Raw genomic sequence first — 21239 nt, forward strand, 5'->3', positions numbered from 1 at the left:
TAGAAATATGATTTTTATTCGCTCAGCCCTATTTACGCTCTTCCTGCTAATATTCACGCCGATCTGGTCGGTACTCTGTATTCTCGTTTTTCCTTTCCTAAATCCTGAGAACCGCTATCGCTTTATCGGTCTGTGGAATAAGGTAGTGATCTGGATTTTGCAACCTCTCTGTGGCATTCGTTACGAAATTCGGGGTATGGAAAACATGATGGCAGTTTTGGATAAACCGGTTGTTGTATTGAGTAAACATCAGTCCGCCTACGAAACCATTTTTTATATTGCTAAACTTCCTAAGCAGGTCTGCTTCGTTTTCAAAAGAGAATTGCTTTGGATTCCTTTCTTTGGTTGGGCCTTGGCTTTGCTCAAGATGATTCACATTAATCGCAATAGCAAAGAAACTGCCGCCCTCTCCGTTGTTGGTCAGGGTAAAAAACGTTTGAGTGAAGGCAAATGGATTTTGTTATTTCCAGAGGGTACCAGAACACCGACCGGATCCCACCAGCCATATAGCAAAGGTGGCGCAAGACTGGCGAGTGCTACTGAGGCACTGGTAATACCCATTGCTCATAATGCAGGTCGATGCTGGCCCAAGAATAGCTTTCTAAAGCAACCTGGAACAGTCATCTTCTCAATCGGACCTGCCATCACCTCCGTCGGAAAAACAGGCGGACAACTGCATCAAGAAGTAGAGAAATGGATTGAGGCTGAAATGCGCTTGATTGATCCTAGCGCTTACCAACAAAACTAGGAACTTAGTGAGCTAAAGTTTTAGCCCACTCAATATAGCGCTCCACCGGAATATCCTGGGCACGCGCCTTTAACTCCGATTCAGATAAAGAGAGTCGATCTGCAAAAGCTGATAGGTTGGTGCGTAGCATTTTTCTTCTCTGAGAAAACGCTGCGGCCACGACCTTTTCCAAGGCATGCCACTGCGCATCACTTAAGTTGAAGTCGCGTCGCGGAATCATGCGCACGACTGCTGAATTGACTTTAGGTTGTGGGTCGAAAGCTTCTGGCGGGACTTCCAAAACCTGCTCCATATCATAGCGAGCTTGCAGCATGACAGATAGCCGGCTGAATTCAGAACCGCCAGCCTTAGAGACCATGCGCTCAACCACTTCAGCTTGGAGCATGAATACCTGCTCATCAATCGCATGGGCAGCAGAAACAAGATGAAAGAGTAATGGCGAGGAAATGTTGTAAGGCAAGTTACCAACCACCTTACACAGGCTACTATTAGCTGGACGCGCGTTTGCCCATTCGAGGAAATCAAACTTGAGTGCATCCCCCTCGATGACATTGAGACCCTTGAGACTCTCTTGATTCCAGTACGAGACTAAGTCTCTATCAATCTCTAGAAGGTCTAAATGATCTAGGTTGTTTAATAAAGGTATTGTCAGTGCGCCAAGGCCAGGACCGATCTCAATCACATGCATATTTTCACTAGGATTGATTGCAGCAATAATGGAATAAATTACTCCAGAATCCTGCAGAAAATTTTGGCCAAATCGTTTACGAGCGCGATGCGTCATGTTTTTAAATTCTTTACATTGATAGCCAATTGGTAGGCCAAGCGTAGTGCCTCTAACATGCTGCCTGAATCTGCCAGACCCTTACCAGCAAGGTCTAGAGCTGTGCCATGATCTACTGAAGTCCGGATAATCGGCAAGCCTAAGGTGATATTCACTCCACCACCAAAGCTCACAAACTTAAAAGGCGCCAAACCTTGATCGTGATACATCGCAATAAACGCATCTACGCTATCTAAGGTTTTAGCATCAAACATCGTATCACCTGGATAAGGTCCGCTTACCTGAATGCCTAGATTTTTAGCAACTTTGATAGCAGGTTCAATCACATCAATTTCTTCACGACCGAGGTAGCCTGATTCACCCGCATGAGGATTAAGTCCTGCCACCCGAATCACAGGCTTAGCAATGCCAAATTTTGTCTGCAAGTCCTGATCGACAATCTGAATCGTTTCTAAAAGATACTGTTGATTTAACGCTTTGGGAACTTCTCTCAAAGGTAAATGGGTTGTAACTAAAGCCACTCGGAGGTCGCGACTTTTCTGCAAACCTAAAAAACCTGATGGTAATGTTGCGCATAACATCATTACAACATGCTCTTGATGGCAAAGCTGAGCTAGATATTCAGTATGTCCAGTAAATAAGTCGTCACTTGAAACATTGCCTTCGTTGATAACACTCTTTTGTATAGGCGCGGTTACCATCGCATCAAAACGGCCTTCAAGACATCCCTTAACGGCGGCATCCAGAATATTTAGGACATACTGAGCGTTTTTAGGATTGAGCTGGCCTGCTATTGCTGGGGTAGCTAAAGCAATTGACTCCACACTCAGGCGGTTCGATAACTCTTGAGGAATCTTAGTCGCAGGGATCAAGCTGGGGTCAGCAAGCAAAGTAATCGTGCTTGCGGGCTGCTCTTGCAAGAAGGCTAAAGCAGCTGCAAGAGAAACCTCTGGACCAACCCCTGCGGGCTCTCCAGAACTAATGACTAAGTTAACGAGGGCTGGCTGCTGGATCATCTGCGTTAATGATCTTCACCGTAGCGGTGTCACGTAATTCACGCAACCAATCTTGATAAGCCTGCTCGAACTTACGCTCACGGATTGCCGCACGGGCAAATTGACGCTGCTTTTCCAGAGTTAGTTGCGCTTCACGACGCTCGAGTACCTGAATCAAATGCCAACCAAACTCGGTCTTCACCGGGTTACTCACTTCACCAATTTGCAAGCGATTCATTGCTTGATCAAACTCAGGAACTAAGTCGCCAGGACCCATCCAACCTAGATTCCCGCCATTGGCTGCTGATCCATCTTCGGAATACTTTTTAGCCAGTTCGCCAAAATCAGCAGTCTTTGTGCGAACCTGGTCACGATAACCAGCTAGTCGTCTTTCAGCATCTTGATCAGTTAACCCAGCACGACTGCGCAATAAGATATGGCGAGATAAAGTCTGCGTCACCATAATGCTTTGTGGGGTATTTGCACCTTCTTGGGGAGCAGCTTGCTGCGGCTCAGGAGCGCCGGCAACTAGCGCACGACGATCAAGGACCTTGAGTACGTGATAGCCAGCTGGGCTCCTTACTACTGCGTTAGCGAGTTGCCCACCACCTGTATTTCTCACAGCTTCATAAAATAATTGCGGCAAGCGATCTGGGGTGCGGTAGCCCAAGTCCTGAAACTTAATTTTTGGATTATCTTTTGCAGCCATCGCACCCAGCTGCAAAAAATCGACATCGCCACGTGCTTCACGTAATAAAGATTCTGCCTGCTTCTTTGCTGCAGCCTGGGCACCAGCACCTGCACTCGCATCTACTGGAATAAAAATCTGAGCCACATCTATTTCCTCTGGCTCACCTTTAGCGGCTGAAGTAGATCGTGCCACCCTCCCCCCACCGGCTACTTCGCGATTGCGATCAGTAATGAAATTATCCACCTCTGCATCAGAAATCTTAATCTTGCCTTCTACCTCGCGCTCGCGATAGCGACTAATGATTACATCATCACGCAACATTTGGCGATAGCGATCATAGGTGCTACCAGTCGCAGCAATTTTTACTTTCAGTTCAGCAACTGTTAATTTATTCTTAGCCGCTATATCACCAATAATCTTGTCGAGTTCCTTGTTGCTAACTGCAACACCTTCTTGCTCAGCATTTTGTAGTTGGATCTTTTCAACAATCAGACGCTCGAGCACGGTCTTACGTAAAGTCGCTGCGTCAGGAAGTTTGGTTCCCTGCTTTTGTAAGGCCATGATGCGATCATCAATCTCTTTACGCGTCACGTAGCCTGTATTTACGACCGCTGCAACACCATCAATATTACGAATTTTGCTATCAGCCGCAGTCTTTGAGCCATCTTGTGCAAGCGCGAACTGAGGCATAAGAGCAGTGCCAGCCAAAATCATGGCTGCAAGGGCTTGGTTAAATCGATTCCTACGCATCATTGATAGTTCTCATATATTGAAGGTGGTATAGGCTTGGTGGTAGGCATATATCCAGGAACATTTAGCTTCATGATATCAACTGGATTGCTACCAGCGCTACCAAATCCCCTAAATTCTATTTGGAATAAAACCTGGGTAGTGGTTATTTGTGAGGTATTGAGCATTTGAGAGTAAGCACCGCGTAAGGTCCAGCAATCGCGCATCCACTCCAAGGCCACTAATGTATTCAATGTTTTAGTAGTTAAGGCATCGTAACCCCAGCGCCCCAATACAGATACTTCACGAGTAATGGGCCACTGGCCTGAGAGGTTGTATTGATCAGTGGTAGTGACTGCGGTTGAAACTGGGGTAAGTTGATTGGTTGATCCAAAAACGTTTCGATAACCAAAATTCAAGCTGCGCCCAGGTGTTGGGCGCCAACTCCCCCCAACAGTTGTTTGCATTAAGCGGTTTAATTGAGTGTTGTACTGACCAAACGCATCAGCGCTAAAGTTCCCAAGCAATCTAACCGAACCAGCCCCTAGAGTGTCTGAGTAGGTTGTCGGATTTGTATTTGTAGCCCCGAGAGTCACCTTCTGCCCAGTAAAGTCCTGCCGTTGCGCAAGCGTTACTGTCGCACGTTCTGCACCAGTATTTGCCTCGATCATGCGACTGGTCATACCCATAGTCAGCTTATTGTTATCCGCAATACGGTCATTACCCACAAAGTCATTTTCAGCAAAGATCTGACTTATTCCGAAGCCCGCGTATGCTGTATCGAAAACTGGAGTGTAGGTTTGATTCTGATAGGGCGTGTAAACATAAAAAGCTCTTGGTTCCATTGTGAGCAACATGTCGCGCCCAAAGAAACCCTTTAACTCAGCAGCATCTCTTTCAAATGCCAAGCCTGAATCAAGACTGAATGTGGGTATCGTAAAGCCTTGTACAGCTGGCGCTCCTACAGGGTTATATGGAGTTGCGTTATATGTATTCGACTGAAAACTCACCTTGGGAGTGATGTAATAACCAGGAGTAATTTGTGGCAGCGCCATAGCACCCTTAATCACCGTTCGATCAGCCTCACTGTATATGCCTGGAGCAGTTGCAGCTAAGTTACCGCCAATGTTGTAAGCAAAACGCGTGTAATCCGTTGAAAATGTGGTTGTAGGCCCTGAAGGCAAGGTTATGTATTTGCCACTAGAGTCCGCCACTGTAGGGGTAAGACGATTGTTATATGTTGCCGTTACACTTGGGAGGATGTTGTAAGGAGACTGGACTGTGACCGTTGGATCAGGCTGCAATGTCTGGAAAGTCATCGCTCTTGCGGCAACCGTCCAATTACTTAAACTTCCGGTTAAGTTCTTAGTAGTACCAACCTCTTGACGAAATTGATTGGTAACTGCACCCGCAATACTTTGCGAAAAGTCGGTCGGATAAAGGTTATCTGAAACCCGCGCCACATTGGCATAACCAGTCCAAGCACCAGCAATGGGGATACCACCCATACCCAATAAATCACCACTAAAATTCTGTCTTTGCTGCCAGTCATAACGCCAACGATCAGTTCCAGTCTTACGGTCGTAAGGAAGGTAATCACCCATTAAGTTGCCAGAGTACTGCCGATCCAAAAACTGATACTTAGCGCCTAACTGCACTCCACGTTGGCCCATTACTCGAGGCAGCAATAGCAAGTCACGATTAGGCGCAATATTGGCGTAGTAAGGCGTCGTCACATCAATACCATTATTGGAGTTATAACCAGCTACCGGTGCCAAAATTCCGGAACGCCGTTGATTTGATGTTGGTGCGGTGAAGTAAGGAACATAAGCAATGGGTACATCAAAGAATCGCATGACACCGTTTGTACCAACCATTTCTTTTTGTTCGTTATCAATCTCAAGCGTACTGGCCGTGAAATACCAATCTAAGTTTTCTGGGGTGCAAGTTGTATAAGTTGCTTTATCAAATACAAATACATCTGAAGTTTCAATCGTTAATTTTTTTGCATTGCCACTTGCTCTGTTATCACGCAGTTCGTAATTCGGGGATTCCATTTCACCATTACGAGCATCTACCCGAAAACGTGCCTTTGGTCCTTTGAAAGATGCGTTACCTTTTGAAAATTCAGTATTACCCAATAAGTTAGCTATATCAGAATCAGGATCATATTTAATTTCATCCGCTTTAATCACTGCACCGTTACGACGAATTTGCGCACGTCCTTTTAAGCGCATTTCACGATCGACAATTCCATCAATCGAATCACTGGAAGTAAACGTCAATGCATTACCATCAGCGATAGGCTTACCAACCCGTAATTGATCATCCAACTTTAAGACAGTGACATCGCCACGATCGGGGATTAATACGGAGTTAGCAGAGCTACCTAATGACTGTGATGAAGGAGGTAAAGGTGCAGGTGCCTGAGCCATACTTAAGTGGGCAAATTGCGACAATGCAACCCCCATCATTACGCGTAGGGTGACAGATAAAAAAAGAGGGGCACAAAGGCCAGCGCGACGGCGATAATGACTCATAGATCCAGACCCCGCTATTATACGAATCGACCATGACTGACTCTCGCTTAGACACCCTCCGTAACTGGCTAAAAGGCCTTGAACCTAGCTGGCAATTAGATCTCCCCACTTTAGCCCCCGCCTCGGCAGATGCCAGCTTTCGGCGGTATTTCCGGATTGAGTCCAAAAACCCGGATTTTCCGACTTTGATCGTGATGGATGCCCCACCCCAACATGAACCCTTAGATGCCTTTATTAAAGTCGATTTATTACTTGAAAATGCCGGTTTAAATGTCCCGAAAATTCTAGAAAAAAATGTCGTCGAGGGCTTTCTTTTACTCAACGATCTTGGCACTAAAACTTTCCTTGCAGAGCTCAATTCTCAGAGTGCGGATCATCTCTACAAAGCTGCGACACATGCTTTAGCACAAATGCAGTTAGCGAGCAAACCCGATGTCCTGCCAAACTATGATGAAGCACTTCTACAACGCGAGCTCAATTTATTTCCTGAGTGGTATCTAGGAAAGCATTTGCAGATGGAGTTAACTGAACTTCAAATCTCTCAAATGAAGCAATCATTCGAACTCATTATTCAAAATAATCTTGCTCAAGCAAAAGTCTACGTTCATCGAGACTATCACTCACGCAATCTGATGATTACCGAAAAAAATAATCCCGGTGTTATCGATTTTCAAGATGCAGTTTATGGCCCGATTACTTACGATGCTGCCTCACTCTGGCGTGATGCATACATTGCATGGCCCGAAGAACGCGTGATAGATTGGGTCATTAAATTTTGGGAAGCTGGCCGCAAAGCAGGATTGCCAATGCCAGATGATTTTGGTCAGTTTTATCGTGACTTCGAGTGGATGGGCTTGCAGCGGCACCTCAAAATTTTGGGGATTTTTGCAAGGCTATTTCATCGCGATGGTAAAGATGGCTATCTCAAAGATATTCCATTGGTACTCGAGTACGCGATTGCAAGCGCAAATCGCTATATTGAATTAAAGCCCTTGGCACATATTTTGGAATCGACACGCTCCAAGCAGAATTAGTCATCATCAATCATGAATAAGCGCAATCTCGTTCCTTGCTTTTTACTGGCCGCAGGTCGAGGCGAACGCATGCGTCCATTAACGGATGGGTTGCCTAAACCACTCCTCACCATTAAAAATAAATCCTTACTCGCTTGGCATTTAGAAGCGCTCAGTGCAGCAAGCATTGAGAATGTAGTGATTAATCATGCTTGGCTAGGCAATAAGATTGAGCAAGCCCTAGGAAATGGCAGTCAATTTAATTTGAATATTGCCTACTCTCCAGAAACTATCGCCTTAGAAACAGCAGGCGGTATTTGTAAAGCACTCCCCTTGCTGAACCCTAGCGATTATTTCTTGGTGATTAATGGGGATGTTTTTAGCCCAAATCTACCGATTGCACAGCTTTTGGAGCAAGTTTCCAGTTTACGAAGCATGCCAAATCAACCTTTGGCACATCTTTTGATGGTTCCCAACCCAGTTCAGCACCCTGAGGGGGACTTTTATCTCAAAGGATCCCAAGTAGCTTCCGAATCCCTGGCCGATTCCGAAAAACTGACTTTTTCCGGCATCGGCATCTACCATCGAGACCTTTTTAAAGATCTGGAGTTGGATGTACCTACTAAGTTAGCCCCACTCCTCAGGGAGGCTATGGCCAAAAATCGAGTGTCTGGTGAAAAATATGCCGGTCCGTGGCACGATGTAGGTACACCTCAACGATTACAAGAGCTCAATGCAGCGCATGAATAAGTCCACTATTTACCAACAACGCCGGGTTGAACTTGCAAAGCTGATCTGCGCCAAAACTAGCGGTGGCATTGCCATCATCACTACAGCACCTGAGACTGCGCGCAATCGCGATAGCGAGTTTCCTTATCGTCACGACAGCGATTTTTTCTACCTCACTGGTTTTGAAGAGCCAGGTGCAACGCTCGTATTAAAGATTGCGGGATCAACATCACAAGCACAACTGGAATCACATCTCTTTTGCAGACCCAAAGATGCAGAGCGTGAGATTTGGGATGGCATTCGTTTAGGACCAGATGCTGCACCCTCAATCTTGGGCGTGGAATATGCCTACAGTAATCATGAGCTAGATAAAAAACTGGGTGAGTTATTGGCAGATCAAGATGCGGTCTACATTCGTCTTTCAGAAAGCGCTGAAACAGATCGTCGCTTACGTCATTGGATGAAACAAGTACGGTCTCAGGCACGTGCTGGTGTTAACCCACCATCCGAGTTTCATGATGTAGAAAGTTTGATTCATGAAATGCGTCTCTTTAAAGATGCTCATGAAATCGATATCATGCGCCGCGCCGCCCAAATTTCTGCACGCGCCCACATTCGTGCCATGCAAACCTGCAAACCTGGTATGCGTGAATATCATCTCGAAGCTGAGCTTCTTCATGAATTCCGCTATAGCGGTGCGCAAAGCGTTGCATACAACAGCATTGTTGCTGGTGGTGCCAACTCCTGCATTCTGCATTACCGCGCTGGCGATGCCGAACTGCGTAGCGGTGATCTCTGTTTGATAGATGCCGGTTGCGAGCTGGATGGCTACGCTTCAGATATTACCCGTACATTTCCAGTAAATGGTCGGTTCACAGGGCCGCAACGCGCGCTGTATGACATCACCCTAGCATCACAAGAGGCAGCAATTGCAGCAACCAAACCTGGCAATACATTTATGCAGCCACATGAGGCAGCGTTAAAGGTGCTCACTCAAGGCCTGATTGATGAGAAGCTTCTCAAGCTTGCAGAAGTAGGTTCTTTAGATAATGCAATTGAGGCTGGCGCCTATCGTCGCTTCTATATGCACCGCACCTCGCACTGGTTGGGCATGGATGTTCACGATGTCGGCTCGTATCGCGAACCACTCAGTACATCAACAGATTCCGCTGAAAAACCATGGCGCATTCTTAAATCTGGCATAGTCCTCACCATTGAGCCAGGCCTATACGTTCGCCCAGCAGATGATGTCGATGAACGCTTCTGGAATATTGGCATCCGCATTGAAGATGATGCAGTAGTGAATGACTCAGGATGTGAATTGATTTCTCGCGGCGTACCAGTCAAAGCCGATGAGATTGAAGCACTGATGAAGAATAATTAAGTTGCGAAGCATGTCAGCAAAGAGCTTCGATATTTTGATTCAAGGTGGTGGACCAGTTGGTCTAGCCTGCACAGCATGGTGCTTGCAAAAATTTCCAGAAGCTAAGATTGTCTTGCTCGATCGCAACCCTATGAATGATGCTGATTTAGCTGCTGCCGATAGCAGAGGGATAGCCTTATCACACGGTAGCAAAATCTTGCTAGACACCATTAGCGCATGGCCTACAGATTGTGCGGACATTCATCGAGTTCATGTTTCACAAGCAGGTCGTTTTGGCCGCGCTCTGATGACTCGCGAAGAGCTTGGGCAAGATGCTCTAGGTCACATCGTTCGTTATCGAGATATTCATCTCACACTGCGTCAGGCTTTAAGAGTCATTCAAACAAAGAGTCCCAATTTTGTTTGGGAGCACATCAATGCCGATACCGATACTTCACATATTCAAGCCAAATGCGTAGTGCATGCTGAAGGCGGTTTATTTAAAACCCAAGATTGGGTTGAGTCCGGCCGAGACTATGAGCAATCCGCTTTAGTCGGCTTAGTCGAGGTTGAGAATGAAGCGCCCCATCAAGCATGGGAACGCTTTACTTCCGAAGGGCCTTTAGCAGTTCTGCCGAGTCACTATGGTCGCAATATTCTGAATCTGGTTTGGTGTGGAACGCCAAACTCTTCACAAGCACGTCTTGCTTTAAGTGATGCTGATTTTCTAAAGAGCCTGCAATCCGAGTTTGGTTCGCGTATTGGTCAGTTCCTCAAAATCCAAGATCGTCGTCTATATGAGTTGGGCCTCAACTACCGTAAAGAAATTACTCAGGACAATGAAGTTTGGATTGGTAATGCCGCCCAAACTTTGCATCCCGTTGCAGGGCAAGGGCTTAACCTTGGATTAAGGGATGCCTATCTCCTGGCTGAAAAACTCAGCATCCTCTTCTCCAAATCTGAAGATCAAAAAACTGTAACGGCCATTGAGGCAACATTGCAGGACTATGCTCTAAGCCGTAAGATCGATCGATCCGCCACTATTGGTTTGACCGACTTCATGGCCAGAATCTTCACCTCCAATCTATTTCCCATTGTGGTCGGCCGTGGGTTGGCTTTATCGGCCCTCCAGTGGCTCCCGCCAGTTAAAACAGCCTTAGCCCGGCAGATGATGTTTGGCAGGCGCTAAGAGGCTTAAATAGCCTCCAAAATACAAGCATTCATCATTTGATCTAAATCATGGAATCTGCCTATTTTTTAGGCAGATTTATGCTGAGTTGTGCTAAAGTGACACCCTTTCCCAAGCTCTAGAAGCCCTCCAGAATTCAGCCCACCCCATGAAGATCGGCCCACACCTTCTCGCGAATAGATTATTTGTTGCCCCAATGGCAGGGGTAACGGATCGCCCTTTTCGCCAGCTCTGTAAAAAGCTTGGTGCCGGCTATGCCGTATCCGAAATGATTGCCTCTAACGCTTTGCTGTGGAAAAGTGAGAAAACCCAGCGTCGCGCTAATCACCAAGGTGAATTTAAGCCAATTGCAGTCCAAATCGCTGGTGCCGATCCCAAGATGATGGCGGCGGCAGCCAAACTCAATGTCGATCATGGTGCCCAGATCATTGATATTAATATGGGTTGCCCAGCTAAAAAGGTATGCAATGTTGCAGCTGGTTCTGCACTGTTAAGGGACGAGCCTTTGGTGCAGCAAATTTTGGAAGCCGTAGTTCAGGCAGTGGGCGTAGGTCCTGATGCGGTTCCTGTGACCTTAAAGATTCGGACAGGCTGGGATCGCGAACATAAAAATGCGATTGATATTGCACGTCTGGCTGAAAAATCTGGCATCTCCATGTTGACCGTACATGGTCGTACAAAAGCCGACCTTTATCACGGTGAGGCGGAGTACGAAACGATTACCGCAGTGAAGAATAGTGTTGCCATCCCAGTGGTTGCTAATGGCGATATCACTACTCCAGAAAAAGCAGCATTTGTTTTAAAAGAAACTAACGCTGATGCCATCATGATTGGTCGTGCTGCCCAAGGACGTCCCTGGATATTTCGTGAAATCAATTATTTTCTGGAAACAGGGGGCAAATTACCCACACCGCAGATCAATGAAATTCAAGAAATTATGAATGCCCATCTCATCGATCACTATGAGTTCTATGGCGAGTATGTTGGCTTACGCACAGCGCGTAAGCATATTGGCTGGTACTGCAAAGGCTTACGTGACTCCCATGCCTTCCGCCAAAGAATGAATACTGCCGATGATTGCAAAACCCAATTACAAATGGTGAATGATTTTTTCAATGAAATGAAATCCCATTCTGATCGTTTGTTATTTTTAGAAGCAGCCTAATTTAGTTTTTTATTTAATTTATCCATGACAAATAAGCACCCCATCACAGAATGCATTGAGACCCAACTCCAACGTTATTTGGATGATCTCAAAGGAACCCCTCCGTCTAACTTATATGAAATGGTTCTAGCAGTTGTTGAAAAACCGATGCTGGAGTTAGTCATGCAGCATGCAAAGCAGAATCAATCTTTGGCTGCGCAGTATCTTGGCATCAACCGCAATACGCTTCACAAGAAATTGGTTGAACACCAACTCCTGAAATAAGCTGGGCCCCATACGTAAATTCTTTATTAATTCAACCTTCTGAAAAATATGATCCGCACAGCCCTACTCTCTGTTTCCGATAAAAATGGCATTGTGCCGTTCGCTAAAGCCCTTCATGAGCAAGGTATCAAACTCATTTCTACTGGTGGTACTGCAAAGCTGTTAGCTGCAAATAATTTACCTGTAGTGGAAGTATCTTCACTCACTAAGTTCCCAGAGATGTTGGATGGCCGCGTAAAGACCTTACATCCTATGGTGCATGGTGGCTTGTTGGCTCGTCGAGACTTCCCTGAGCATATGGCTGCTTTGAAAGAACATGGTATCGATACGATCGACATGCTAGTTATTAATCTCTATCCGTTTAATGAGACCGTTGCTAAAGCCGATTGCTCATTTGAAGATGCGGTTGAAAATATTGATATTGGTGGCCCAGCCATGTTGCGTGCTGCTGCTAAGAATCATCAAGATGTGACGGTACTCATTTCACCAGAAGACTACGCGCCTGTACTTGAAGAAATGAGAGGCAATCAGAACGTGGTTTCCTATAAAACTAATTTAGCTCTAGCTAAAAAGGTATTTGCCCATACCGCTCAATACGACGGCGCGATTGCCAATTATTTATCTGCATTAGGTGATGAGCTCGATCACAAGAAACGTTCTGCCTATCCAGAAACCTTACACCTTGCCTTTGAAAAAGTACAAGAGATGCGTTATGGGGAGAACCCACACCAATCAGCTGCTTTTTATAAAGATATCCATCCAGTCGATGGTGCGCTTGCCAATTACAAGCAACTACAAGGTAAAGAACTCTCCTACAACAACATCGCTGATGCTGACTCTGCCTGGGAATGCGTCAAGAGCTTCACTGGCAGTACTGGTGGTGCCGCAGCCTGCGTCATTATTAAGCATGCCAACCCTTGCGGCGTAGCTGTTGCAGCTAACGGCCTCGAGGCTTATCAAAAAGCATTTAAAACCGACCCAAGCTCTGCCTTCGGTGGAATTATTGCCCTCAATGTGCCATGTGACGGTGCCGCAGCTGAGGCAATTTCCAAGCAGTTTGTAGAAGTATTAATTGCGCCTAGTTTTAGCGATGAAGCAAAGGCTATATTTGCTGCTAAACAAAATGTGCGTCTCTTAGAGATTCCTCTGGGCACTGCATTTAATACTTTTGACTTCAAACGCGTTGGCGGCGGATTGCTAGTTCAGTCTCCTGATGCGAAGAACGTCCTTGAAAACGAAATGCGTGTTGTAAGTAAGCGTCTTCCAACTCCAAGCGAAATGCACGACATGATGTTTGCATGGCGTGTTGCCAAGTTTGTGAAGTCAAATGCGATTGTGTATTGCGCTAAGGGCATGACTCTCGGTATTGGCGCTGGACAAATGAGCCGCGTCGATTCCGCTCGAATGGCGAGCATTAAGGCAGAGAACGCAGGTCTGAGCCTCAAAGGCTCCGCAGTTGCTAGCGATGCCTTCTTCCCATTCAGAGATGGCTTGGATGTCGTTGTAAATGGTGGTGCAAGCTGCGCCATCCAGCCTGGTGGCAGCATGCGTGATGATGAAATTATTGCAGCGGCCAATGAGCATGGCATTGCTATGATCTTTACTGGCACACGTCACTTCCGACACTAAGCACTCATGCGCTGGATAGGAATTGACCCAGGTCTACGAACAACGGGTTTTGGCGTTATTGATGTTGATGGCCAAAAGCTGAGCTACGTAGCCTCTGGGACGATTGAGAGTGGCGACCCAGCACAAGGACTCCCTGATCGCCTGGGAATCTTGTATGCAGGCATTAAAGAAGTTCTAGAGACATACCACCCAGAGCAAGCTGCTATTGAAGAAGTATTCCTGAACGTCAATCCTCGCTCTACCTTGATGCTAGGTCAGGCACGAGGTGCAGTGATTGCAGCCCTGGTATCAGACAAGCTCCCTGTTGCAGAGTTCAGCGCACTCAGAGTGAAGCAGTCCATCGTGGGAACCGGCAGAGCCACCAAACCTCAGATGCAAGAAATGGTCAAGCGTTTGCTGCGCCTAAGCCGCGCCCCTGGTACAGATGCGGCCGATGCATTAGGGGTGGCGATTTGCGCTGCGCATCATGCCCAGATTCCGAAAGCCATTACTGCCGCCCTTGCGCCCAAAAAGAGTAGCAAGAAATAACAATATAAACAGGTTAAGATCTTTATATGATTGGTCGCATTCAAGGTATTCTCGTTTCGGTTCACCCACCTCGCCTCTTGGTAGATTGCCAAGGCGTTGGTTATGAGATCGATGTACCCATGAGTACCCTGTACCAGTTACCAGAGACTAATCAAAAAATTACACTTCTCACGCACTTTCAAGTACGAGAAGATGCGCAGCAACTTTTTGGCTTTGCTACAGAAACAGAACGTGAAGCTTTTAGACAACTAATCAAAATTAGCGGTGTTGGATCGCGGACTGCCCTTGCAGTACTTTCCGGCATGAGTGTCAATGAATTAGCTCAAGCCATTGCAATGCAAGAAGCGGGACGCCTGACTCAGGTTCCTGGCATTGGGAAAAAGACTGCCGAGCGTCTTTGCCTCGAGCTCAAAGGGAAGCTAGCTCCAGATTTAGGAATTGTGGGTGGCAAGCCCCAGACAATTGAAGCCAGCAGTGAGATATTGCAGGCACTCTTGGCGCTGGGTTATTCAGAAAAAGAAGCGCATCTTGCCCTCAAACAAATACCGCCTGACACTTCTGTTTCAGATGGTATTCGCATGGGCCTCAAATACCTCTCGAAGTCTTCATAACTAAGTACTCAAACACCACTACACTTGCAGTATGGCAATCCACACCGAAGATCTCAGTTCAATTCCCGAAGATTTACCTGAAGCCAATGACCGTATCGTTAGCGGCGCGGCAGGTAATTCTGAAGCCGTCTTTGAAAGAGCCTTGCGCCCAAAACAGTTGGATGAGTATGTTGGTCAAACCAAGGCTCGCGCTCAACTAGAAATCTTTATTACTGCAACGCGAGCTAGACAAGAGGCTCTCGATCACGTACTGCTTTTTGGCCCTCCTGGCCTTGGTAAAACCACCCTAGCCCATATCATTGCTAGAGAGCTAGGCGTGAACTTGCGCCAAACTAGCGGCCCCGTTCTGGATAGGCCTGGTGATCTTGCCGCATTACTAACCAATTTAGAAGCAAACGATGTGCTCTTTATTGATGAGATTCATCGACTCTCTCCAGTAGTTGAGGAGATTCTCTATCCAGCACTAGAAGACTACAGCCTGGACATCATGATTGGTGAAGGTCCCGCAGCACGCAGCGTCAAAATTGATCTCAAGCCATTTACCTTGATCGGCGCAACTACTCGTGCCGGTATGCTCACTAATCCACTGCGTGATCGCTTTGGTATTGTGGCAAGACTGGAGTTCTACACCACTGAAGAGCTCACCAAAATTATTACGCGCTCTGCCAGCTTACTCAAAGCCGATATTGACCCAGAGGGATCGATTGAGATTGCAAAGCGCGCTAGAGGCACACCACGTATCGCCAATCGCCTACTACGTCGAGTACGTGACTATGCCGAGGTCAAGGGTACCGGCACCATTACCAAGCAAATGGCAGATGCAGCATTAAAAATGCTCGATGTGGACCCAAGTGGTTTTGATGTAATGGACAGGAAATTACTGGAAGCCATCTTGCATAAGTTTGATGGCGGGCCAGTGGGTATTGATAACTTAGCAGCCGCTATTGGCGAAGAGCGTGACACCATTGAAGATGTATTGGAGCCCTACTTGATTCAACAAGGCTATCTACAAAGAACCTCTAGGGGCAGGGTCGCAACACGTCAGGCTTATGAGCATTTTGGCCTAACGCCACCTGCTGGTGATGGCCAGATATCTTGAAATTATTCAGATAAGCTAGAAAAGTTATCAATCCTAGCTTGGTCTATTGGGGTAACTTTTACCAGTTAAATTGCTATAGGCTGCCGCAACCAAAACTAGTATTACAGAATCTATCATTATCGGAAATATTGCATACCGATAATGCATGACATTGCCAAGCACCACAATTAAAGCAATTGCAGCTGCAGGGGGGTGCAAGCAGCGCAAAATAAACATTCCTAAAATAGATAAGCTGGCTGCAAATGACATTGCCATCAGTGGATCGTCCACAAAATGAATTACTGAGATTCCGACTAAAGCAGATAGGGTGTTGCCTGCAATGACTGCCCAAGGTTGGGCCATAGGGCTCTGTGGGAGTACAAAAACCAGTAAAGCGCTGGCACCTAAAGAAGCCATAAGCCATTCATTTACACCACTGAGATCTCCAAGATATCTTGAGATAGTGAGTACAAGTAAAAGACCAGCAAATACTCCAAATACTGATCTAAAGCGCTCTAACCAAGAGACGTGTGGTTGATCACCACCAAAATAAAAAGCATATTTCTTTAAAAGATATTTAAGAGAATGTCTCATCGTGATTCATATTTTTCCCTCAAACATTAATTTCATGTATTGAGTTCTACAGTCAATTTTTTAGTACTACTTAACTAAAGTTACCTTAGCAAACTTACGCTTGCCCACCTGCACTACGTAAGTACCAGCATCAACTTTTAACTGTTTATCGGTAACTGTTGTGCCATCAATCTTTACGCCGTTTTGCTCGATGTTGCGCATCGCTTCAGACGTAGATGGTGCCAAGCCTGCAGCCTTCAAAAGGCTAGCAATCCCCATTGGAGCTTCAGTGAGACTTACTTCTGGGATGTCATCTGGTATCCCGCCTTTAGCGCGATGATTAAAGTCTTCCAAAGCTTTTTCAGCGGCAGCTTGCGAATGAAAGCGTGCGACGATTTCTTGTGCGAGCAGCACTTTGCAATCTTTAGGATTTCTACCGGCAGCTACTTCTTGCTTCATCAAGTCAATCTCCGCCATAGGACGGAATGACAGTAATGTGAAGTAATCCCACATCAAGTCATCGGAGATACTCAAAAGTTTGCCGAACATCTCACCAGCAGGCTCGCTAATGCCAATGTAATTACCTTTGGACTTACTCATCTTATCAACGCCATCCAAACCAACCAGTAGCGGCATGGTCAAAATACATTGAGGCTCTTGGCCATACTCACGTTGGAGCTCACGCCCAACTAAAAGATTAAATTTCTGATCCGTACCGCCGAGCTCTAAATCGCTCTTCAAGGCAACAGAATCGTAGCCCTGCATTAGCGGATATAAGAACTCATGTACAGAGATAGGTACACCACTGCGATAGCGTTTTGTAAAGTCATCGCGCTCTAACATTTGCGCAACGGTGTATCGCGCTGCCAATTGAATCATGCCGCGTGCACCAAGAGGGTCGCACCACTCACTGTTGTAGCGCACCTCAGTTTTAGCAGGATCAAGCACCATACTGGCCTGACGATAGTAGGTCTGCGCATTAACAGCAATTTCTTCGGCAGTCAGTGGGGGGCGCGTTGCATTACGTCCAGAGGGGTCACCAATCATGCTGGTGAAGTCACCAATCAAGAAAATCACGGTGTGACCTAAATCTTGAAGCTGACGCAATTTGTTCAAAACAACCGTATGCCCCAAATGAATATCTGGCGCAGTTGGATCTAAACCCAATTTAATACGCAAAGGTGTGCCTGTAGCCTGGCTTTTAGCTAGCTTCTGGATCCAGTCAGCCTCAACCAATAACTCGTCACAACCCCTCTTAGTCACTTCAAGGGCTGCAAAAACTTCAGGGGTCAGTGGGTATTTTTGTTCTGGTTTAGCCGTCATGCTGATTGGGTTAGCTTAGTGACTTACTTAGTCGGTTAAATTAGTATTTAAATTGCTAAAGCATAATTGTCGCATTCCTGAGAATAAAGCCCTGATACTGCATGAATAAGCCTCAATCCCTCTATATTGGCCTGATGTCTGGCACTAGCCTAGATGGGATAGATGCTGTTCTAGCGAAGATCGATGCCTCAGGGGAGGCTCGCCTTCTGGACTCCGTAAGCACCCCGTTTAGCTCGGAACTGCGTAAGGTCCTTGTTGATTTACAAAGTCCCGGCCCAAATGAAATCCACCGGGAAAATCAGGCTGCAAATGCCCTGGCAGCAGCCTATGCGGATGCGGTCAAAGAGTTGCTTGCTCAAGTCAAGCTTTCCCCTGCAGATATCAACGCCATTGGCGCACATGGTCAGACTATTCGTCACCAAGCGGATCTTGCTCATCACTTAGCTTATACGCACCAGACCCTCAACCCCGCACTTCTTGCAGAGTTAACTGGAATTGATGTCATCGCGGACTTTAGAAGTCGTGATTTGGCGGCAGGCGGTCATGGTGCACCTCTAGTGCCAGCCTTTCACGCACAGCAATTTTCCTCTAATGAAAATGTAGCCGTTCTCAATCTTGGTGGTATTGCCAATCTGACACTGCTTCCCAATAATGGGAATGTAACTGGATTTGATTGCGGTCCAGCAAACATGTTGATGGATGCGTGGATTGCTGATCAGCAAGGTCATGAATTTGATAAAGATGGTAACTGGGCTCTGCAAGGAAACTGTAATCAAGGTCTACTCGAAAGAATGTTGACTGACCCATTCTTTGCAAAATCACCCCCTAAGAGTACAGGCAGAGATGAGTTTCATCTTGATTGGCTGAAAAAATATATTGGTTCAGACAACATCAATGCCGAAGATGTACAAGCCACACTACTGCAATTAACTGTGGACTCAGCCCTGCAAGCTATAGATCGCCATGCCCCGCAAACCCAGACTCTGATTATCTGCGGTGGCGGTGCGCGCAATATCGCGCTACTCAATTTATTTAAAGCCAGAGCTGAAATCTTATTTAAAAACACACTTGAAATTTTGACCAGCGATGCGCTTGGGATTGATCCACAACTCGTAGAAGGCCTCGCGTTCGCATGGCTTGCTTGGTCTCATAAAGAAAAACGGCCAGCAAATTTGCCAGCCGTTACGGGAGCGAAGGGTCCTAGAATTCTAGGCGCTTGCTATCCTGCGTAAATAAATTGCTTTATCTCTTTAAGCAGAGAAAGAAGATCCGCAGCCACAAGTAGTTTGGGCATTTGGATTTTTGATTACGAACTGTGATCCATTGATATCTTCTTTGTAATCAATCTCAGCACCAACTAAATATTGGAAGCTCATTGAATCTACCAATAATGTCACGCCATTTTTTTCAAAGAGTGTGTCATCTTCATTTACAGCATCATCAAATGTGAAGCCATACTGAAACCCTGAGCAGCCACCACCTTGAACAAACACGCGTAGTTTTAATTCAGGATTGCCTTCTTCAGCAATCAAGTCAGCCACTTTTGCAGCAGCACTATCCGTAAACACCAATGGAACTGGTGGCTCAGCTAAATCTTGTACAGTATCTTGCGTAGCTAATTGGGTCATGATTTACTCCTAATTCAAAAGGCAATGATCTATTTTAGGCTTTTAATTCCAAGCGTGCTGAAGGGTCTTTCCCGGTAGCCACATTAAGGTGAAACGGCAATCTGGGTCAATCCAGTGGTCTCAGGCAAGCCAAACATCAGGTTCATACATTGAACACCTTGGCCTGAGGCACCCTTCACCAAATTATCTTCCACCACCAAAATGACTAAAGTATCTCCATCGCCTGGACGGTGAATGGCAATCCGCAAGCCATTGCTACCCCGCACAGACCGAGTCTCTGGATGACTGCCAGCAGGCATCACATCCACAAAAGGCTCACCTTTGTAGAAATCCTCATATAGCTTCTGGAAATCCACCTTCATACCAGCTTCAGTCAAGCGAACATACAGGGTTGAATGAATACCCCTAATCATCGGCGTCAGGTGTGGCACAAATGTCAGACCAATCTGATCGTGACCAGCAATCGCTTTTAAGCCTTGGACAATTTCTGGAAGATGGCGATGTCCTTTAACTCCATAAGCCTTGAAGTTATCTCCAGCCTCAGACATTAATGTACCGATCTCTGCCTTACGTCCAGCACCAGAAGTGCCTGACTTAGAGTCAGAAATAATATGCGTGCCATCAATCAGCTGTTTACCACCGGTAGACTTCGGTGAAAGCAATGGAGCAAGCCCAAGCTGTACAGAAGTAGGATAGCAGCCCGCTAAACCAACTACGCGAGCTTTTTTAATTTCTTCACGATTGATTTCAGCCAAACCATAAACTGCCTCCGCCAAGATTTCTGGGCAACCATGTTCCATGCCATACCACTTAGAAAATTCTTTAACGTCTTTCAAACGGAAGTCAGCAGCAAGATCCAAAATCTTCACATTGTTAGCAAGCAATTCTTTTGCTTGTGCCATAGCCACGCCATGAGGAGTTGCAAAGAACACTACGTCGCACTCATTCAACTTAGCTTCATCAGGAGTCGTAAATTTGAGATCAATTCGGCCACGTAAAGAGGGAAACATCTCAGCTACTGGCATACCAGCTTCTGTGCGAGATGTAATGGCCTGGATCTTGACTTCGGGGTGTTGCGCTAGCAGGCGCAGTAATTCCACTCCGGTATATCCAGTGCCACCTACGATACCAACTTTAATCATGTCATTCTCCAAAATGCCGACTGATGAATTTTATTCCTTGAATACCTTAATTGTAGAAACAAAAAGGGCCGCTTGCGCGACCCTTTCGATAAAACTGAAGCGACTGAAAGAAATTAGCGCTTGCTGAACTGCTTACGACGACGCGCGCCATGCAGACCAACTTTTTTACGCTCAACTTCACGAGCATCGCGAGTTACCAAACCTGCTTTAGACAGGGCTGGCTTCAAGGCGTTGTCGTAGTCGATCAATGCACGAGTAACGCCGTGACGAACTGCACCAGCTTGGCCAGTTTCACCGCCACCACTAACGTTTACTTTGATATCAAAGGTTGTTAGATGGGCTGTGAGAGCCAAAGGCTGACGAGCGATCATGCGTGATGTTTCGCGAGCAAAGTAAGCATCGATAGGTTTACCGTTAACAGTAATCTCACCTTTGCCAGATTTAATGAATACACGTGCAACAGAGCTCTTGCGACGACCTGTACCGTAATTCCAATTTCCGTAATTAATAGCCATTT

At 46.3% G+C, this 21239-nt stretch carries 21 protein-coding genes; 12 read left to right on the forward strand and 9 right to left on the reverse strand.

The window, feature by feature from the left end:
• Positions 1 to 7: 7 nt before the first annotated feature.
• On the forward strand, positions 8 to 748 hold the full coding sequence (locus tag GQ359_RS09030; RefSeq protein ID WP_215386825.1) for a 1-acyl-sn-glycerol-3-phosphate acyltransferase: 741 nt from the start codon (positions 8 to 10) through the stop codon (positions 746 to 748).
• A 4-nt stretch (positions 749 to 752) separates the two neighbouring features.
• Here GQ359_RS09030 and rsmA read toward each other — a convergent pair whose 3' ends face one another.
• From rsmA to GQ359_RS09050, 4 genes are read right to left on the reverse strand one after another with little or no spacing between them, the layout of a single operon-like run.
• Positions 753 to 1532 carry a 16S rRNA (adenine(1518)-N(6)/adenine(1519)-N(6))-dimethyltransferase RsmA gene (gene rsmA, locus GQ359_RS09035; RefSeq protein WP_215386827.1) on the reverse strand — a complete coding sequence of 260 codons (780 nt, stop codon included), beginning with the start codon at positions 1530 to 1532 and terminating at the stop codon, positions 753 to 755.
• Positions 1529 to 2548, reverse strand: a complete 1020-nt coding sequence (gene pdxA, locus GQ359_RS09040; RefSeq protein WP_215386829.1) for a 4-hydroxythreonine-4-phosphate dehydrogenase PdxA — start codon at positions 2546 to 2548, stop codon at positions 1529 to 1531. Before pdxA ends, rsmA begins: the two co-directional genes overlap by 4 nt.
• Positions 2523 to 3971, reverse strand: coding sequence for a peptidylprolyl isomerase (locus GQ359_RS09045; RefSeq protein WP_215386831.1), 1449 nt, complete (start codon positions 3969 to 3971; stop codon positions 2523 to 2525). Before GQ359_RS09045 ends, pdxA begins: the two co-directional genes overlap by 26 nt.
• Positions 3968 to 6487: an LPS-assembly protein LptD gene (locus GQ359_RS09050; protein WP_215386839.1), complete on the reverse strand. Its 2520-nt coding sequence runs from the start codon at positions 6485 to 6487 to the stop codon at positions 3968 to 3970. Before GQ359_RS09050 ends, GQ359_RS09045 begins: the two co-directional genes overlap by 4 nt.
• A gap of 32 nt (positions 6488 to 6519) precedes the next feature.
• On the opposite strand from GQ359_RS09050, the gene GQ359_RS09055 reads away from it, so the two are divergent.
• The 10 genes from GQ359_RS09055 (at position 6520) to ruvB (ending at position 16077) form a co-directional block, all read left to right on the forward strand.
• Entirely contained in the window at positions 6520 to 7521 is a 1002-nt protein-coding gene (locus GQ359_RS09055) for an aminoglycoside phosphotransferase family protein (RefSeq protein ID WP_215386841.1), read from the forward strand.
• 12 nt (positions 7522 to 7533) lie between these two features.
• Positions 7534 to 8250 (forward strand): N-acetylmuramate alpha-1-phosphate uridylyltransferase MurU, encoded by a 717-nt coding sequence (gene murU, locus GQ359_RS09060; protein WP_215386843.1) that lies wholly within the window; start codon positions 7534 to 7536, stop codon positions 8248 to 8250.
• On the forward strand, positions 8243 to 9613 hold the full coding sequence (locus GQ359_RS09065) for an aminopeptidase P N-terminal domain-containing protein (RefSeq protein WP_371822440.1): 1371 nt from the start codon (positions 8243 to 8245) through the stop codon (positions 9611 to 9613). Before murU ends, GQ359_RS09065 begins: the two co-directional genes overlap by 8 nt.
• A gap of 10 nt (positions 9614 to 9623) precedes the next feature.
• Positions 9624 to 10781: an FAD-dependent monooxygenase gene (locus GQ359_RS09070; protein ID WP_215386846.1), complete on the forward strand. Its 1158-nt coding sequence runs from the start codon at positions 9624 to 9626 to the stop codon at positions 10779 to 10781.
• A 148-nt stretch (positions 10782 to 10929) separates the two neighbouring features.
• Positions 10930 to 11946, forward strand: coding sequence for a tRNA dihydrouridine synthase DusB (dusB, locus tag GQ359_RS09075; RefSeq protein WP_215386848.1), 1017 nt, complete (start codon positions 10930 to 10932; stop codon positions 11944 to 11946).
• 24 nt (positions 11947 to 11970) lie between these two features.
• Entirely contained in the window at positions 11971 to 12210 is a 240-nt protein-coding gene (locus tag GQ359_RS09080) for a helix-turn-helix domain-containing protein (RefSeq protein WP_215302090.1), read from the forward strand.
• Between the two features lie 48 nt (positions 12211 to 12258).
• Positions 12259 to 13839, forward strand: a complete 1581-nt coding sequence (gene purH, locus GQ359_RS09085; protein WP_215386850.1) for a bifunctional phosphoribosylaminoimidazolecarboxamide formyltransferase/IMP cyclohydrolase — start codon at positions 12259 to 12261, stop codon at positions 13837 to 13839.
• Positions 13840 to 13845: 6 nt separating this feature from the next.
• Complete coding sequence (gene ruvC, locus GQ359_RS09090) at positions 13846 to 14367, forward strand: crossover junction endodeoxyribonuclease RuvC (RefSeq protein ID WP_215386852.1); 522 nt, start codon at positions 13846 to 13848, stop codon at positions 14365 to 14367.
• Between the two features lie 26 nt (positions 14368 to 14393).
• The gene (ruvA, locus tag GQ359_RS09095; protein ID WP_215386853.1) at positions 14394 to 14978 is read left to right on the forward strand and encodes a Holliday junction branch migration protein RuvA; all 585 of its coding nucleotides are present in this window, start codon (positions 14394 to 14396) and stop codon (positions 14976 to 14978) included.
• A 31-nt stretch (positions 14979 to 15009) separates the two neighbouring features.
• Positions 15010 to 16077: a Holliday junction branch migration DNA helicase RuvB gene (gene ruvB, locus GQ359_RS09100; RefSeq protein ID WP_215386855.1), complete on the forward strand. Its 1068-nt coding sequence runs from the start codon at positions 15010 to 15012 to the stop codon at positions 16075 to 16077.
• Positions 16078 to 16110: 33 nt separating this feature from the next.
• On the opposite strand, the gene GQ359_RS09105 is transcribed toward ruvB, so the two are convergent.
• Positions 16111 to 16650, reverse strand: coding sequence for an HPP family protein (locus GQ359_RS09105; protein ID WP_215386857.1), 540 nt, complete (start codon positions 16648 to 16650; stop codon positions 16111 to 16113).
• 66 nt (positions 16651 to 16716) lie between these two features.
• Entirely contained in the window at positions 16717 to 17952 is a 1236-nt protein-coding gene (gene tyrS, locus GQ359_RS09110) for a tyrosine--tRNA ligase (protein ID WP_215386858.1), read from the reverse strand.
• Positions 17953 to 18053: 101 nt separating this feature from the next.
• Here tyrS and GQ359_RS09115 point away from each other — a divergent pair, with 101 nt between their 5' ends.
• Positions 18054 to 19184 (forward strand): anhydro-N-acetylmuramic acid kinase, encoded by a 1131-nt coding sequence (locus GQ359_RS09115; protein WP_215386859.1) that lies wholly within the window; start codon positions 18054 to 18056, stop codon positions 19182 to 19184.
• A gap of 18 nt (positions 19185 to 19202) precedes the next feature.
• Here GQ359_RS09115 and erpA read toward each other — a convergent pair whose 3' ends face one another.
• The 3 genes from erpA to rpsI form a co-directional block, all read right to left on the reverse strand.
• Entirely contained in the window at positions 19203 to 19580 is a 378-nt protein-coding gene (gene erpA, locus GQ359_RS09120; protein WP_215375908.1) for an iron-sulfur cluster insertion protein ErpA, read from the reverse strand.
• Positions 19581 to 19663: 83 nt separating this feature from the next.
• On the reverse strand, positions 19664 to 20722 hold the full coding sequence (argC, locus tag GQ359_RS09125; protein WP_215386860.1) for an N-acetyl-gamma-glutamyl-phosphate reductase: 1059 nt from the start codon (positions 20720 to 20722) through the stop codon (positions 19664 to 19666).
• A gap of 113 nt (positions 20723 to 20835) precedes the next feature.
• Positions 20836 to 21237: a 30S ribosomal protein S9 gene (rpsI, locus tag GQ359_RS09130; protein ID WP_076023685.1), complete on the reverse strand. Its 402-nt coding sequence runs from the start codon at positions 21235 to 21237 to the stop codon at positions 20836 to 20838.
• Positions 21238 to 21239 lie beyond the last annotated feature (2 nt).

The sequence above is a fragment of the Polynucleobacter sp. AM-7D1 genome, from assembly GCF_018688455.1.
Lineage (GTDB): Bacteria > Pseudomonadota > Gammaproteobacteria > Burkholderiales > Burkholderiaceae > Polynucleobacter.

Excerpts from the sequence above, each read along its gene's own strand:
- GQ359_RS09030 (WP_215386825.1), top strand. The coding sequence starts at position 8 with ATGATTTTTATTCGCTCAGCCCTATTTACGCTCTTCCTGCTAATATTC.
- rsmA (WP_215386827.1), bottom strand. The coding sequence starts at position 1,532 with ATGACGCATCGCGCTCGTAAACGATTTGGCCAAAATTTTCTGCAGGAT.
- pdxA (WP_215386829.1), bottom strand. The coding sequence starts at position 2,548 with ATGATCCAGCAGCCAGCCCTCGTTAACTTAGTCATTAGTTCTGGAGAG.
- GQ359_RS09045 (WP_215386831.1), bottom strand. The coding sequence starts at position 3,971 with ATGATGCGTAGGAATCGATTTAACCAAGCCCTTGCAGCCATGATTTTG.
- GQ359_RS09050 (WP_215386839.1), bottom strand. The coding sequence starts at position 6,487 with ATGAGTCATTATCGCCGTCGCGCTGGCCTTTGTGCCCCTCTTTTTTTA.
- GQ359_RS09055 (WP_215386841.1), top strand. The coding sequence starts at position 6,520 with ATGACTGACTCTCGCTTAGACACCCTCCGTAACTGGCTAAAAGGCCTT.
- murU (WP_215386843.1), top strand. The coding sequence starts at position 7,534 with ATGAATAAGCGCAATCTCGTTCCTTGCTTTTTACTGGCCGCAGGTCGA.
- GQ359_RS09065 (WP_371822440.1), top strand. The coding sequence starts at position 8,243 with ATGAATAAGTCCACTATTTACCAACAACGCCGGGTTGAACTTGCAAAG.
- GQ359_RS09070 (WP_215386846.1), top strand. The coding sequence starts at position 9,624 with ATGTCAGCAAAGAGCTTCGATATTTTGATTCAAGGTGGTGGACCAGTT.
- dusB (WP_215386848.1), top strand. The coding sequence starts at position 10,930 with ATGAAGATCGGCCCACACCTTCTCGCGAATAGATTATTTGTTGCCCCA.
- GQ359_RS09080 (WP_215302090.1), top strand. The coding sequence starts at position 11,971 with ATGACAAATAAGCACCCCATCACAGAATGCATTGAGACCCAACTCCAA.
- purH (WP_215386850.1), top strand. The coding sequence starts at position 12,259 with ATGATCCGCACAGCCCTACTCTCTGTTTCCGATAAAAATGGCATTGTG.
- ruvC (WP_215386852.1), top strand. The coding sequence starts at position 13,846 with ATGCGCTGGATAGGAATTGACCCAGGTCTACGAACAACGGGTTTTGGC.
- ruvA (WP_215386853.1), top strand. The coding sequence starts at position 14,394 with ATGATTGGTCGCATTCAAGGTATTCTCGTTTCGGTTCACCCACCTCGC.
- ruvB (WP_215386855.1), top strand. The coding sequence starts at position 15,010 with ATGGCAATCCACACCGAAGATCTCAGTTCAATTCCCGAAGATTTACCT.
- GQ359_RS09105 (WP_215386857.1), bottom strand. The coding sequence starts at position 16,650 with ATGAGACATTCTCTTAAATATCTTTTAAAGAAATATGCTTTTTATTTT.
- tyrS (WP_215386858.1), bottom strand. The coding sequence starts at position 17,952 with ATGACGGCTAAACCAGAACAAAAATACCCACTGACCCCTGAAGTTTTT.
- GQ359_RS09115 (WP_215386859.1), top strand. The coding sequence starts at position 18,054 with ATGAATAAGCCTCAATCCCTCTATATTGGCCTGATGTCTGGCACTAGC.
- erpA (WP_215375908.1), bottom strand. The coding sequence starts at position 19,580 with ATGACCCAATTAGCTACGCAAGATACTGTACAAGATTTAGCTGAGCCA.
- argC (WP_215386860.1), bottom strand. The coding sequence starts at position 20,722 with ATGATTAAAGTTGGTATCGTAGGTGGCACTGGATATACCGGAGTGGAA.
- rpsI (WP_076023685.1), bottom strand. The coding sequence starts at position 21,237 with ATGGCTATTAATTACGGAAATTGGAATTACGGTACAGGTCGTCGCAAG.